This is a genomic window from Geomonas edaphica (assembly GCF_004917075.1).
Lineage (GTDB): Bacteria > Desulfobacterota > Desulfuromonadia > Geobacterales > Geobacteraceae > Geomonas > Geomonas edaphica.
On record NZ_SSYB01000002.1, the window covers coordinates 590,995 to 605,450 of the forward strand.

12 protein-coding genes are annotated in these 14,456 nt (G+C 62.5%); all 12 read left to right on the top strand.

Features of this window, described 5'->3' with window-relative positions; all coding sequences use genetic code 11:
- Positions 1 to 69 precede the first annotated feature (69 nt).
- Genes prsT through E8K79_RS08895 form a run of 12 tightly spaced genes read left to right on the top strand, consistent with a single transcriptional unit; the run spans position 70 to position 14,454 of the window.
- Positions 70 to 2,718, top strand: coding sequence for an XrtA/PEP-CTERM system TPR-repeat protein PrsT (gene prsT / locus E8K79_RS08840; protein WP_136514422.1), 2,649 nt, complete (start codon positions 70 to 72; stop codon positions 2,716 to 2,718).
- Between the two features lie 39 nt (positions 2,719 to 2,757).
- Positions 2,758 to 4,140: a TIGR03013 family XrtA/PEP-CTERM system glycosyltransferase gene (locus tag E8K79_RS08845; RefSeq protein WP_136514423.1), complete on the top strand. Its 1,383-nt coding sequence runs from the start codon at positions 2,758 to 2,760 to the stop codon at positions 4,138 to 4,140.
- 16 nt (positions 4,141 to 4,156) lie between these two features.
- Entirely contained in the window at positions 4,157 to 4,963 is an 807-nt protein-coding gene (locus tag E8K79_RS08850; RefSeq protein ID WP_136514424.1) for a polysaccharide biosynthesis/export family protein, read from the top strand.
- 15 nt (positions 4,964 to 4,978) lie between these two features.
- Positions 4,979 to 6,463 carry an XrtA system polysaccharide chain length determinant gene (locus E8K79_RS08855; RefSeq protein ID WP_136514425.1) on the top strand — a complete coding sequence of 495 codons (1,485 nt, stop codon included), beginning with the start codon at positions 4,979 to 4,981 and terminating at the stop codon, positions 6,461 to 6,463.
- Positions 6,464 to 6,520: 57 nt separating this feature from the next.
- On the top strand, positions 6,521 to 7,390 hold the full coding sequence (locus tag E8K79_RS08860; RefSeq protein ID WP_136514426.1) for an XrtA-associated tyrosine autokinase: 870 nt from the start codon (positions 6,521 to 6,523) through the stop codon (positions 7,388 to 7,390).
- Positions 7,391 to 7,404: 14 nt separating this feature from the next.
- Entirely contained in the window at positions 7,405 to 8,583 is a 1,179-nt protein-coding gene (locus E8K79_RS08865) for an XrtA/PEP-CTERM system-associated ATPase (protein ID WP_136514427.1), read from the top strand.
- The gene (locus E8K79_RS08870; protein ID WP_136514428.1) at positions 8,580 to 9,824 is read left to right on the top strand and encodes a TIGR03016 family PEP-CTERM system-associated outer membrane protein; all 1,245 of its coding nucleotides are present in this window, start codon (positions 8,580 to 8,582) and stop codon (positions 9,822 to 9,824) included. The genes E8K79_RS08865 and E8K79_RS08870 overlap by 4 nt, the downstream gene beginning before the upstream one ends.
- Positions 9,821 to 10,711: an XrtA system polysaccharide deacetylase gene (locus E8K79_RS08875; RefSeq protein ID WP_136514429.1), complete on the top strand. Its 891-nt coding sequence runs from the start codon at positions 9,821 to 9,823 to the stop codon at positions 10,709 to 10,711. The genes E8K79_RS08870 and E8K79_RS08875 overlap by 4 nt, the downstream gene beginning before the upstream one ends.
- Positions 10,708 to 11,742: a FemAB family XrtA/PEP-CTERM system-associated protein gene (locus E8K79_RS08880; RefSeq protein WP_136514430.1), complete on the top strand. Its 1,035-nt coding sequence runs from the start codon at positions 10,708 to 10,710 to the stop codon at positions 11,740 to 11,742. Before E8K79_RS08875 ends, E8K79_RS08880 begins: the two co-directional genes overlap by 4 nt.
- Before the next feature lie 12 nt (positions 11,743 to 11,754).
- Positions 11,755 to 12,987 carry a DegT/DnrJ/EryC1/StrS family aminotransferase gene (locus E8K79_RS08885; RefSeq protein ID WP_136514431.1) on the top strand — a complete coding sequence of 411 codons (1,233 nt, stop codon included), beginning with the start codon at positions 11,755 to 11,757 and terminating at the stop codon, positions 12,985 to 12,987.
- Positions 12,977 to 13,804, top strand: coding sequence for an exosortase A (xrtA, locus tag E8K79_RS08890; protein WP_136514432.1), 828 nt, complete (start codon positions 12,977 to 12,979; stop codon positions 13,802 to 13,804). Before E8K79_RS08885 ends, xrtA begins: the two co-directional genes overlap by 11 nt.
- Complete coding sequence (locus E8K79_RS08895) at positions 13,801 to 14,454, top strand: exosortase C-terminal domain/associated protein EpsI (RefSeq protein WP_136514433.1); 654 nt, start codon at positions 13,801 to 13,803, stop codon at positions 14,452 to 14,454. The genes xrtA and E8K79_RS08895 overlap by 4 nt, the downstream gene beginning before the upstream one ends.
- Positions 14,455 to 14,456 lie beyond the last annotated feature (2 nt).

A 14,456-nucleotide genomic window follows, 5' to 3' on the forward strand; every position in this document is an offset into this window, starting at 1 on the left:
TAAGAACCTATAGAAAATTTTAATATCATATCGTTAAGCGATAGTTCACGGTTGCTTGGAGGTAGGCAGATGAAGATCGCCTTGCTGTTATTGGTAGTGATGCTGAGCGTTTCAGGTTGCGGCAGCAAGACAAAGGAGAACCTGTATGAGGAGGGGGTGAAGCAGTTGCAAGCGGCCAATCCTGCTGGAGCCGTCGTCTGCTTCAAAAACGCCCTCGAGAAGGACGTCAACTACTACGACGCCCGCCTACAACTGGCCAAGGCCTACGCAGAACTCGGACGCAACGAACAGGCGGAAAAGGAATACCTGAAGGTGCTGACCCAGAACCCGTCCCGCGACGAGGTGCTGCTCGACCTGGCCCGCCTTTACAACACCATGCGCAAGGGGGAGCGGGGCGGGGAGATGGCGGACAAGTATCTGGCCGCCCACCCGGGTGACGCGCGGGGGCTCGAGGTGCTGGGAGCCTCCTACGCCGTGCGCGGCAAGCAGCAGGAGGCGCTCTCCCTGTTGGAGCGCGCCCTGACCGCAGACCCCAAACGCTCCGAGACGAAACTCCAGCTAGCCTCGGTGAACATGTCGCTTGAGCGGGTGGAGAAGGCGAGGACCCTGCTGGGCGAGGTGGTGCAGGCGGACCCGAAGGATGTCAAGGCGCTCTCCATGCTGGGCGCCCTGGAGATGCGTGCCGGCAACACGGACCGGGCCGCCGGGTGGTATCGGAGGATCGTGCAGCTAGACCCGGCCAGAAGCGACGCCGTGTACAAGCTTGGGCTCATACAGGTGGAGAAAGGGGAGCTCGATCGTGCTGATGCCTCCGCCGACCAATTGATCAAGCAGTACCCGAAGAAGGGGGAGGGGTACCAGTTGAAAGGTGTGGTCAGCTTTTACAGGAAGAAGTACGACGACGCCATCAACTCGCTGATGCAGGCAGTGAAGCTCGCGCCCACCCTGGACGGGTACCAGTTCCTGGGGCTCAGCTATTACAGCAAGGGAGAGCTGGAAAGCGCGCTGAGTCAGTTCCGCATTATCGTCGACCGGGTTCCCGCTTCGCGCCAGGCACGGCTCATGATAGCCCAGACCCTGCTCGCTCAAAAGCGTGTAGAGGACGCCGTAACCGAGATAAAGAAGGTCCTCGCCAACGACGACTCCGATGCCATGGCGCACAGCCTGCTCGGCAGCGCCTACCTGCAGCAGGGACTCTTCGAGGATGGGATGCGCGAGCTGGAAGCCGCCACCAAGCTCGATCCAAAGCTTGTGCAGGCGCATCTGAAGAGAGGGGCATTCTACTTCAGCAAAGGAAAGGCCGCCGAGGGAGAAAGCGAGCTGGCACTCGCGGTGAAGGCCGCTCCCGACGTTCTGAACAGCAGGCTGCTTTTGGCCTCGTACTACTACCGGCAGGGCAAGCGTGACAAGGCGCTCTCCCTCGTCACCTCTGGTATAACCGGCGGTAAAGGCGACGCCCCCCTCTACAACGCCTTGGCCGGGCTGCAGTTTTCCGCAGCCGACAAGACCGCGGCCCTCAAAAGCCTGGCCCAGGCCAAGCGCCTCGATCCTCAGTTCCCGGCGACGTACCACAACCTGGCGGGGTACTACGCCTCGGCCGGGGATTACCCGAAGGCGATCGCTGAGCTTTCCGAACTGCAAGCGAGGGCTCCGGGGAACTTGCGCGCCCTCATGGGACTTGCCTCCTTGAGCGACCTGATCGGCAAGGATGCCGACGCGCTCGCCTACTATAAGAAGGCGCAGCAGACGAAGGCTCCTGAGGCGTACCTAGCGCTTGCCGCGTACTACCAGAAGAAGAAAGCTCCGGGCAAGGCGCTAGATGTGCTCGATGAGGCCGCGAAGCTCGACCCCCGTTCCATCGCTCTGCTCGAGGCGAAGGGGCAGCTGCTCATGGCCCAGAAGGAGTACAAAAAGGCGCTCAAGGTGTACGACGACGTGGAGGCGATAAACCCGGATCGCGGTTTGATGCTGAAGGTGGGGGTCTATCTGGCAATGAAGGACAAGGCGAAGGCGGTTGAGCAGGCGACGAGGCTGATCGCGCGGCATCCCTCCTCGGCGCAGGGGCACCTCGTTCTCGCGGGAGTATACCAGCAGACCGGAGATGCGGCCGCCGCCATCACTACCGCGAAAAAGGCGCTCGGCGTAGCCCCCGGCAGCGCGGAACCCCGCATCATGCTGGGCGACCTGCAGCGAGCCGACAGGGACTACGCGGCCGCATTGAACAGCTACCAGGACGCCTTGAGGGTCGAGCCCGGCTCCCTCCCCGCCAAGGCCTCGATGGCCGAACTGCTAGATGCCACCGGCAAAAGAGAGGAGGCCGCCTCGCATTACCGCGCCATCTTGCAGCGAAACGGCAACTACGTGCCCGCGTTGAACAACTTGGCCTATCTCTGCGCGGACGGCTACGGCAAGAAGGAAGATGCCTTGCGCCTCGCCGTCACCGCTTTTCGTCTGGAACCGGGGAACCCGAACGTCATGGATACGGTCGGCTACGCCCTTTATCGCAATGGCCGCGGCGGCGATGCCGTGAAGGTGCTGGAGCGGGCTGCCGCCCTGCTGCCAGGCGACCCGACGGTGCGCTACCATCTGGGGCTCGCCTATCAGCAGACGGGCGACCGGGCCAGGGCGCAAAAGGCCCTCCAGGAGTCGCTTGGCCTTGGGGATTACCGTGACAAAAAGGCGGCGCAGTCGCTGCTCGCGCAACTGTCGCGCAGGTAGGCGGCCGTAGTGAAGGGACGAAGGGAAGTACCATAGGATATGGATCTGCGCATCTGCTTATACATAGTCGTCGACGCCATGCTGGCGCTCGCCTCGCTCGTCTTTGCTGCCGGGCTGCGGTTCGGCCAGCTCACCCTGCAGGAGGGGTGGCAGCCTGAACAGGCGCTCCGGGCGTCGCTGCTCTTTGTGGTGGTGATCCTGTTTTCCTCCTACCTGATGGAGGTCTACGCCCTTCCCAGGGAAAGCCGCAAAAGGGAGATCCTGGCCGCATGCGTCCAGGGAGGGTGCGCCGCCTTCTTCTTTTTGTCAGTGGTCTACTACCTCGCCCCCGAGCTGATGCTGGGAAGGGGGGTGCTCTTCATCGCACTCGGCTTTTTCGTGGCCCTGCAGTTCTCCTGGTACGCCCTTTCCGGCATCGGGGCGCGCAAGGTCCCTTTCGCCCAGCGCGTCCTGATCCTTGGCACCGGCGACCTTGCCTGCCAGTTAGGGGGGCTTTTGACCTCCCAAAGCGGCTCGTTCACCCTCGCCGGGTACTTGGAGGTAGACGCGGCGCACCGCCCGGAGCAGACGGTGCACGAGCCGGAGCTCTTCCGCTCCCAGATCATCCCCGCCCGGGACGACCTGTTGCAGACCGCCCGGGAACACAAGGCGTCGGTGATCGTTGTAGCACTCGCCGAGCGGCGTGGCGTGCTTCCCCTGCAGGAGATGATGCGCTGCAAGCTAAACGGCATCGAGATCCTCGACGCCCCGACCTTTTACGAGATGGTCCAGGGGAAGCTTTTGCTGGAGGAGATGACCCCCTCGTGGATCATCTTTTCCACCGGCTTCCACCACACCGGGCTCATCAACGTCTACAAGCGCTTCATCGACGTTCTGCTCTCGGTTACGGGGCTTTTGCTGAGCGCTCCGCTGTTACCTTTCATCGCCCTGGCGGTGAAACTCGATTCCCCCGGACCGCTCTTTTTCAGACAGGAACGCGTGGGGCTCGGGGAGAAGAGCTTCACCTTGTACAAGTTCCGCTCCATGAGGCAGGACGCCGAGCGCGACGGGGCCGTCTGGGCGGAAAAGAACGACGCACGCGTCACCCGGGTGGGGGCTTTTTTGCGCAACTCGCGCATCGACGAGATTCCGCAACTCATAAACGTGCTGCGCGGAGAGATGAGTTTCATAGGTCCAAGGCCCGAGCGCCCGGAGTTCGTGGAGAAGCTAAGGCAGGAGATCTACTACTATTCGAAGCGTCACACCATAAAACCCGGTCTGACCGGCTGGGCCCAGGTCCGCTATCCGTACGGGGCTACGGTGCAGGACGCCATCGAGAAGCTGCGTTACGACCTTTACTACATAAAAAATCTTTCCGTGCTCCTTGACACCCGGATCATCTTCGAGACGGTCAAGGTGGTCCTTTTTGGACGCGGGAGATGAGCAAAAAGGAGGCATCATGAGACTCAGACTGCTGGTACTGCTAACGGTCGCCCTTTTATCCCTTCCCGTTGCCGGCTGGGGAGGGGACTATCAGATTGGGGAGGGGGACCTCCTAGACATCTCGGTGTGGGGGGTTAAGGACCTGAACTTCCAGGTCCGGGTCCGTCCGGACGGGAAGATAACGGTCCCTGGGCTGGGCGAGGTGGCGGCGAGCGGCAGCACCCCGAGCCAACTGCAGGGTTACCTCGGCGGGCGGCTGAAGGAGCTGGTAAAAAACCCGATCGTAACCGTCACGGTGCGCGAGATCACCAACTCCAAGGTGTACATCTTCGGCTCTGGCGTGAAAGCAGGTGTTTACGACCTCTCCAAGCGCACGACGCTCTTGCAACTTCTGTGCACCCTTCCGGAGGTGAAATCCGCGGACCTGCGCAACGCCTACCTCCTGCGCGAAGGGCAGAAGATGAAGGTCGACCTGCACCGCCTGTTCATCCTGGGTGACACGAGCCAGGACCTGCAGCTCGAATCCAACGACTCGCTGTTCGTGCCGCTTCTGACCGACCGCAGCGTCTACGTCCTTGGGGCCGTGAACCTCCCGAAAGCGATCGAGTACCGCGAGGGGATGAAGGTGATGGAGGCGATTCTTGACGCGGGTGGCTTCACTAAGTTCGCCGACCAAAACGACGTGGTGGTGCGCAGGAAGGAAGGGGAGGGGGCCAAGTCCATGGAGGTCAAGGCGAAGAAACTGTTCAAGGAGGGGGATCTCTCCCAGAACATCGAGCTTAAGGCCGGGGACTACGTCCTGGTCAAGGAAGCCTTTTTCTAGGCGGAGGGGGGAGCCGTGCAGGAATCTGAATACAGAAAATACGCGCAGCTCGTGACGAGGCACAAGGAACGCTACGTCCTTTGGGCCTTGCTGATCATGACCCTGGTCTTTCTGGTGAGCTACCTTCTGCCGAGAAAGTACGAGTCCTCGAGCACGGTGTTCATCGAGAAGAACGTCATCAGCGAGCTGGTGAAGGGGATCACCGTGACCCCTTCCATGGACGACACCATCAACGTGCTCACCTACGCCATCACCAGCCGGTCCCTTCTGACCAAGGCGATGGAGAGCCTTGACATGAACCTGGGCAAGGAGGGGAACGAGGAGCTGATCCGGGATCTGCAGAAGAACATCACGGTGAAGGTGAAGGAGAAAAACAACCTCTTCATCATTTCCTTCACCCACAGCGACCCGAGGATCTCGCGCGACTTCGTGAACACCCTGGTGCGCCTGTACATCGAGCAGAACACCTCCTCCAAACGCGGGGAGTCCTACGATGCAACGAAGTTCCTCGCCGAGCAGATCCAGACCTTCAATACGAAGCTCGAGAAGGCCGAGGGCGAGGTGAACGCCTACAAGCGCGAGAAGGGTGGGATCATCGCCATCGACGAAGGGAAGCTCTTCGAGGAGATCAATCTGGCCCAGCAAAAGCTCTACGACCTGCAACTGAGAAGGCGCCAGTTGGAGGGGATGCGCCAGGTGACGAGGAGGAGTAACGACCCCCTGCAGGCCAAGCTCGTCACTTTGCAGAAGCGGCTTGATGACCTGAGGGTGCAGTACACCGACAGCTATCCGGAGGTGGTCACCGTCAAGGGTGACATCGACACGGTGAAGGAGCAGTTGAAGTCCAGAAAGGGTGGCGAGCCGCAGCCGCTGGACCCGCAGGAGGTGGCAAAGATCGACGCCGAGGTGGCCGCCCTCAAGGTGGCGGAGGAGGGGCTAAACCGCCACATCCAGAAGAACCGCGAGATCCTGCAGAGCATCCCATCCGCCAAGGCCGGGCTCGCCAAGCTCGAGGTGGAGCGCGAGAACCAGAAGAAGCTCTACGACCAGCTCTACTCGCGGCACGGGCAATCTGAAGTCTCCAAGCAGATGGAGGTGCAGGACAAGTCCACCACCTTCCGCATCGTAGATCCCGCGGTCCTGCCGCTCAAACCCTCGAGCCCAAACCGGATCATGATCATGCTGACCGGGATCTTCGCCGGACTCGCCGGCAGCCTCGCCATCCTCGTTTTGCGCGACCAGATGGATGCCTCGGTCAAGGACGTCACCTTCGCCAAGACACTGGGGGCGCCGGTCCTCGCGGTTGTCCCGAAGATGCTCGACGCGCATCAGGCGCTCAGGCTGCGCAGGAGAGCGCACCGTGTCTTCGCGGTCGCGACGCTCTACTTCCTGTTCCTTCTGGTATTCCCGGCCATGGAACTTTTGGATCTGCCGTACATGGACAGGCTATTGGACCACCTGACCCCGATTAGCCAGGGGATCAGGGGGATCTTGCACTAGTGATCACCAACCGGCCGACCCACCGCATCGCGCGGGGGCGGCGGCAACGAGGTCTTTATGAGCAGAATAGAAATGGCGATGGAGAAGGCGGCACGCCTTAGAGAGGAGGGAGCCCCCCGCGAGGTGGCCGGGGTGGACGCTGCCACGGAGGTCATCACGGCGCCGCCTCACGGGCGTGAAGCGCGCACCGCCGTTGGCGCGCCGCCGGCCGTTCCCCCCGAACAGGTGCTGACACCCAGGCATCCTTTCCTGGTCAACCTACTCGACCCGCACTCACCGGCGGCCGAGGAGTACCGAAAGCTGAAGTCGGTCCTCGTGAAGCTCACCGACGGGGACCGGTTCAAAAACGCCGTCATGGTGACGAGCTCGGTCCCCGGGGAAGGCAAAAGCCTGACGGCTCTCAACCTTGCCGCGAGCCTTGCCCAGGGGCTCGACCACACCGTGCTTCTGATAGACGCAGACCTGCGCCGCCCGTCCCTGCACAAATACCTGGAGATAGAGCAGGGGCCGGGCCTTGCCGACATCCTGTCGGGTAAGGCCGAGATCCCCGACACCATCGTGCAGACCGGTCTCGGGAAACTCTCGCTGATCCGCTCGGGAAGCCATGTGGAGAACCCAGTGGAGCTTTTCTCTTCGCAGAAGATGCGCGTCCTCGTGGACGAGCTGAAAAACCGCTACCCGGACCGCTACATCATCTTCGATACCCCCCCTTTGCTCCCCTTTGCCGAGAGCCGGGCCCTTGCCAACATCGTCGATGGCGTTTTGCTCGTGGTCATGGAGCGGCTTGCCTCCGAGGGGGAGGTGCTGGAGGCGTACGAGTCGGTGAAGGGACCGGGGCTTCTGGGGATCGTGTATAACGCGGCGTGCGAATCCGGACATGACGAGCGCTACGCATATTACAGGCACTACCAGGAGCAGGGACAGTAGGTCCGGGAGCTGTTATGTACGAGGAATTCTTCAATTTCACGAGAAAGCCCTTCGAGCTCGTGCCGGATCCGGACTTCATCTTCCTCTCCCGGTCGCACAAAAAGGCGGTCACCTACCTCGATTACGGCATTAGAGAGCGGGCCGGGTTCCTTCTGCTGACCGGCGACGTGGGGAGCGGCAAGACCACTCTGATCCGGGACCTGATAGGCAAGAAGTACGAGCGTGTAGTGCTTGCCAAGGTGTTCAACACGCGCGTTAGCGTCGAGCAGCTTCTCGCCATGATAAACGACGACTTCGGCCTCGACGTCTCAGGCAAAGACAAGGTGGCCCTGATCCGGGACCTGAACGACTTCCTTTTGGAGCAGTACGCGAAGGGAAACGCGCCGATCCTCGTCATCGACGAGGCGCAGAACCTGGATGCGGAGCTCTTGGAGGAGGTGCGTCTGCTCTCAAACCTCGAGAGCTCGCACAACAAGCTTCTGCAAATCGTCCTCGTGGGGCAACCCGAACTGCGCGACACCATGGCGGGGCCAGAGCTCATGCAACTGCGCCAAAGGATCAGCGTGAGCTGCCACCTGACCGCCCTCGCACGCGAAGAGACCATCGCCTACATACTGCACCGTATGGAGGTGGCTGGGAACCGGGAGGCCGTCGTCTTCACCGAGGAGGCGCTCGACCTCATCTACCGCTTCAGTCGCGGCATTCCAAGGCTCGTCAACATCATCTGCGACTTCCTGCTTTTGGCTGCCTATGCCGACGAAGCGCACACCGTCACCGACGCCATGACGCGCGAGGTTGCGGACGACCTTGACTTCGAGCGGACTTACTGGGGGGTGGAGCGTGCCGCGTTAGTTGCGGCGGCGGGAAACGGACGGGCCGAGACGGGTGGAGAGGGCGCGGATAGAGAGGCGCTCGGGCGCATCGAAAGGCGCCTCGAGCAGATCGAGGTGGACCTCGCCTCGCGCCTCCCAGAGGCGTTACGGAGTGTCGAGGAGACCATGCAACGGATGCAGGGGGAGTTCGCCCAGCGCATCGAGGGGAGCGAGAAGAAGGTCGCCGGGCTGGGCGAACAGGTGGAGACCATCTCCTACGCCATCGAGAGCCTGGTCCTCTCCTCGGCCGGCCGTCCCGCCGCCGCGAGCTTCGCGCGCCGGTTGATGGACGGCGTCAGCAACATGGGAGCGAAAAAATGAGCGCGCACCTCCTTTCATGGCGCACCGGCGCCATCGCCTGCGTCGTGTTGTCGGCCTTCTCGTCGGCCCATGGCGCCGAGTTCCGCCTGATCCCGTCGCTTACCCTCGGCGAAGAGTACAACGACAACCTGTTCCAGACCTCGGCCCGGCAGAAAACGGACTTCGTGACGCGGGTGCAGCCAAACCTCGCCTTCGCTGCCAAGGGGGGAGGCTTCAGCACGGATCTCTCCTACGGCATCGACTACCGTTACTTCGCCAAGGGAAGCCGCGGCGATGGTTTCGACCACAACGCCGCCATGAAGGGGGCGCTCACCTTTTTCGAGGACTTCATTCATCTAGATCTCGCCGACACCTACAGCCGTGTCTCAAGTAACGTGGCGCGCGACGTGACCGGCGAGAGCCTGGTGGTTGACCAGACGCTGCAAAATAACGCGCTCATAGCTCCGTACCTGACCTGGCACCTCTCTGCAAATTCCACACTGAAGACCGGCTACCGCTACCGCGACACCCGCTACTGGAGCGGCACTGGCATAGACAAGACCGAGCACGACGGCTACGCGGAATGGAGCCGGGAACTCTCCGAAGGGCTCGTCCTCTCCGCCACCTACAACTACGCGCGCGTGGCCTCCGCCACGGACGCCTTAGAACGCCACGAGGCCTACGGCGGGCTGAGGTACGACTACGGGACGGGAAACTTCCTTTACGGCAAAGCGGGTTACAACTGGCAATCCTTCGACAGCGGCACCAGTACCGGCGACCCCTTCTGGGACGCGGGCCTTGGCCGGGATTTCCGCCTCCTGACCGTGGCGCTCGGCACCAAGGTGCAGTACAACGAGGATCCCGAGACGCTCTCGACCCGAAACATAGAGCACTACGCCACGATAAGCCGCACCTTCGAGCGCGGGATGGCCGCTCTCAACACCTCCTACTCCCGGTATGAGAAACAAGGCACCGTGGTGCGCGACGTTCAGAAAAAGGTCTTCGTGGGAGCAAGCGGCCGGTACGAGCTGCTTTCGCAATTGATGCTGAACCTGGCCCTTTCCGGCGATCACCTGAGCCGGGCCGCGGGAACCGACTTCGCCTACCACCTAAACGGCGGTGTGGGGCTCGACTACGCCCTTAGCCGCCAGGTCGTAGTCGGGACCAACTACAGCTACATAAGTTACCGCAACGACCTGGCCAGCGCCGCAGGTGGGGCCAACGTGAACAGGGTCATCGTGGAGATGAGGCTGACCAGATGAACCTCGTGAACGCCCTCACCGTCGATGTGGAAGATTACTTCCAGGTTTCCGCCTTTGAGGGGTACGTGGACCGGGAGCGCTGGGACGAGTACCCGCTTAGGGTGGAAGACAACACGGCGCGCGTGCTCGATCTCTTTGACTCCTTCGGCGTGAAGGGGACCTTCTTCGTCCTCGGCTGGGTCGCCAGCCGTTGCCCAGGGCTCGTGCGCGAGATCCGCGCCCGGGGGCACGAGATCGCCTGCCACGGTTATGGGCACCAGTTGGTCTACCGCCTGGGACCGGAGAAGTTCCGCGAGGACGTGCGCTGCGCCAAGGCGCTTTTGGAGGAGATCACCGGTGAAAGGGTCTCGGGCTACCGCGCGCCCAGCTATTCAATCACGGCGCGCTCGCTTTGGGCCTTGGACATCCTCATCGAGGAGGGGTTCGAGTTCGACTCGAGCATCTTCCCGGTCTACCACGACGTGTACGGGATTCCGGACGCCCCGCGCTTCCCGCATCTCATACGCCGCCCCCCGGGTGTCATCCGGGAGTTTCCCCTCAGCACATACCCGTTGAGCATCGGCATGAGGCGATTTCTGCTGCCGGTGGCGGGGGGGGGATACCTTAGACTCTTTCCCGCCTGGTTCCTTAGGCGCTGCATCGGCGCCATCAACGCGAAGGAGGGCGAGCCGGCGGTGCTTTACTTCCATCCGTGGGAAATCGACCCGGGGCAGCCGCGCATCCGCGCCGGCGCAAGGTCCAGGTTTCGTCATTACCTGAACCTGGACAAGACGGAGGGAAAGCTGCGACAACTGCTTTCCGACCTCCGCTTCGGCACCATGAGCGATGTGCTCGGCGCGCAGGGGGGGGCGCCCTTGCCGGAGGTCGCAGCGGGGGTATATGCATGAGCGGCGTATCGGTCGAGCTGTACCGGGGGGAAGGGGAGGAGTGGGACCTCTTCGTCGGTTCGCAGCCGGCCGCGACCGCTTATCACAGATACCTTTGGAAGCGCGTGGTGGAGCAGAGCTTCGGGCACCGCGGCTATTACCTGCTGGCGCGTCGCGGCGGCAAGACCGTCGGGGTGCTTCCGCTCATCCATATGAAAAGCAGGCTCTTTGGCAACTTCCTCGTCTCCGTTCCCTTTTTCAACTACGGCGGCGTTCTTTGTAGCGACCCCGCCGCGCGGTCAGCCCTGCTTAGCGAGGGGGAACGGATCATGGCGGAGTGCGGCGCCTCCTACCTCGAGTTGCGGCACCTGGGCGAGCCGATCCCGGGGCTCGCCACCAAAAGCCATAAGGTGACCATGATCCTAGAGCTCGCCCCGGACCTGGAAAGCCAGTGGGAGCGCTTCGACGCGAAACTGCGCAACCAGGTGAGGAAGGCCCAAAAAAGCGGCCTGCAGGCGGTGGTCGGCGGCAGCGAACTCCTGGAGGGGTTCTACCGGGTGTTCTGCCGCAACATGCGCGACCTGGGGACCCCGGTGTACGCTTCCCGGTTCTTCGAAAACGTCGTCCGCGCTACGGGCTCCGAGGCCACGGTGATCTCCATTCTGCTAGAGGGGGAGACCATCGCCTCCGGCATCATGACCCGGTTCCGTGACACAGTTGAGGTTCCCTGGGCCTCCTCGAACCGCGACTTCCGTGCCTTTTGTCCAAACAACATGCTCTACTGGGAGGCGATCAAGCTCGCCTTTTCGCAAGGGGCTAGGCGTTTCGATTTCGGGCGATCCACCCCGGACGAGGGGACCTACCGCTTCAAGAAGCAATGGGGTGCCAAGCCGGTCCCGCTTTACTGGCAGTACCTCCTGGCCGACGGCGTGAAGGTGCCCGAGTTGAACCCGTCGAATCCGAAGTTCCGGCTGGCGGTAAAGGGATGGCAGAGGCTCCCGGTGGTGCTCACCCGGGTTCTCGGCCCGCCCATCGTCAGGAACATCCCCTAGAGGAGGGGCGCCATGCGCATCGGCAGAACGCTTCCACCTGCGGCCACACCGCTCTCCTTCGGGGAAATCCTCTCCGGCCTCAGGGCCCTGTTCTCGGGAGACCGAGCGCTCGAGAGGTTCGAGGGGGAGCTTAGGGAGTACTACGCGACACCGCACGTCTTCCTGCTGAGTTCCGGGAAGGCCGCGCTTACCGTCATACTGTCCGCCCTCAAGGAGACGGGTGCTGGGCGGGACGAGGTCGTCATCCCGGCCTACACCTGCTATTCCGTCGCCGCCGCGGTGACGCGTGCGGGGCTAAAGGTGCGTCCTTGCGACATCGACCCGCGCACCCTCGACTACGACTGGGCGAGGCTCGATGAGGCCCTCGCGGGGGGGCACGTGCTTTGCGCAGTCTCGACCCATATCTTCGGGCTCCCGGCCGACGTGGAGCGGCTTCGTGAAAGGGCCGTACGGCGGGGCGTCGCGGTGGTCGAGGACGCGGCCCAGGCCATGGGGGGGGAGGCGCGCGGGAGAAAGCTCGGCACCCTCGGGGACGTCGCCTTGTTCAGCCTCGGGCGCGGCAAGGCCCTCTCCACCGTTTCCGGCGGGGTCATCCTGACGAGGAGCGCGACTTTGGGCGCGGCCATAGATCGGATCACCAAGGCGCTGCCGCGCGAAGGGTGGTGCGAGGGGGTGGCCGCCCTCAGTTACGCCCTGGCACTGGGCGCCCTGGTGCGCCCCGGGCTCTTCTGGCTCCCGAAGGCTCTCCCATTCCTGAAACTTGGAGAGACCGTGTACGATCCACATTTCAGGATGAAACGCCTCGGCCCTTTTCAGGCGGGGCTCGCCGTCGGGTGGCGGGAAAAGCTCGCCCGGCTGCGGGCGAGCCGTCTCAGGAACGCCTCCTTTCTGGAGCGTGCGGGCTTAGCACCCCCGCCGGGGGAGGATGCCCTCGTCAACCTGATCAGGTACCCTGTGCTGGTCGAGGATGTCGCGCGGAGACGGCACCTCATCGAGAAAAGCGAAGAGCGGGGTCTGGGGGTGGGGATCGCGTATCCGGAGGCGGTTACCCGGATCCCCGAGCTCCAGGGCTCGATGGCCTCGGGTAGGGCTCCGCAAGCGGAGCAGGTCGCCGAACGGATCGTGTCGCTTCCGATCCACCCGTATCTCACGCGGGACGATCTCGAGCGCATCGTCGCCCTCTTCAATGAGGAAATCGGCACCGGTGGAACATTGCACCCGGGAGAGGATGGCAATGGCACTTGAGCGTAGCGACAAGATAAAGATGGGCCTACTGGTCGTGCTGTGGTTCGCGGTTTTTTTCCCCATCGTTCCAGAGATGGTACAGGACTGGTCCAGCCACTCCGACAACAACCACGGATTTCTCGTGCCGCTTATAGCGCTCTACTTCGCGTGGCAGAAAAGGGAGGAGCTAGACACGCTTGAGGTCCGGACCTCCGCGGCGGGGGGGATGATGTTCACCGCCGCCTTGGCCCTTTACCTGCTCGGTTACGCGGGGGGGACGGTTTTTTTCACACGGGTGGCGATGGTGCTGTCGCTGTACGGGATGCTTTGGTACTGCCTGGGGGGCGACTGGATGCGGGCCCTGATCTTCCCCGTACTGTTCCTGCTCTTCATGGTGCCGGTACCGTATTCCCTGCTGAGCCTCGTGTCGATGCCTTTGCAGCTTCTAGCCACCAAGGTGTCGGCGGGCATCATCGAACACTGCGCGATTCCCGTGTACCGGGAGGGCAACATGCTCTATTTCGTCGGCACACAGCTTGAGGTGGCCGAGGCCTGCAGCGGGGTGCGATCGATCCTGTCTCTCACCATGTTGGCGTCCATATTCGCCTACCTCCTGAAGGGACGGTGGTACTGGCGGACGCTGCTTTTGCTCTCGGCCGTGCCGATCGCGATGACCGCCAACATCATCCGCATCACCGGAACCGGGATACTCGCCCACTATTTTGGTGACCAGGTGGCGCGCGGATTTCTCCATGAGTTCTCGGGACTAGCCGTCTTCGCCTTTGGGGTGGTCACCCTGGGTGGGCTCTACACGCTGATCAAGAGAGTGCCGGTATGATCGCTAAAAGGACCTTCATAGTGACGGCTGCGCTGCTGCTGCTAACCGGGGTCGTGGTCGCCAGGGTTGCCCTGCGTCCGGCGCCGGTAGTGCTCGCGACGAACCTGGAGAACCTGCCGAGGCAGCTTGGCGGTTATAGCGGCGTCGACGATCGTTTCCCCGAGGAGGTCTACCGGGTGCTGAACGCGGATATGAACCTTTACCGGCATTACACCGACCGCTCGGGCAACAGGCTGAACCTTTACATCGGCTATTACGGCACCGCCAAGGGGGGGAGGACCGGTCACAACCCTTACGCCTGCCTCCCCGGGGCCGGCTTCGCCGTGGTGGATACCGGCACCTCACTTATTGGAAAGGTTCGAAGCGAGGGCGAGGTCCCGGTGAATTACCTGCGCGCGAGAAATGGTGGCGTCAGCATCGTCATGCTGCACTGGTACCAGACCGCCGGTAACGTGGTGCTGGACAAGGGGTGGAAGCAAAACGTGGAACGCTTCTGGGGACGTATAGCCAGAAATCGTAACGACGGAGCCTATGTCCAGGTGGACATGGAGGCGGCGGAGGAGGCGGTTCCCAAGACACGTCAGCAACTGGAGAGGTTCTCGGAGATGGTACTGGATCAACTGCCGCGGTACTGGCCGGTGGAAAAGTAGGG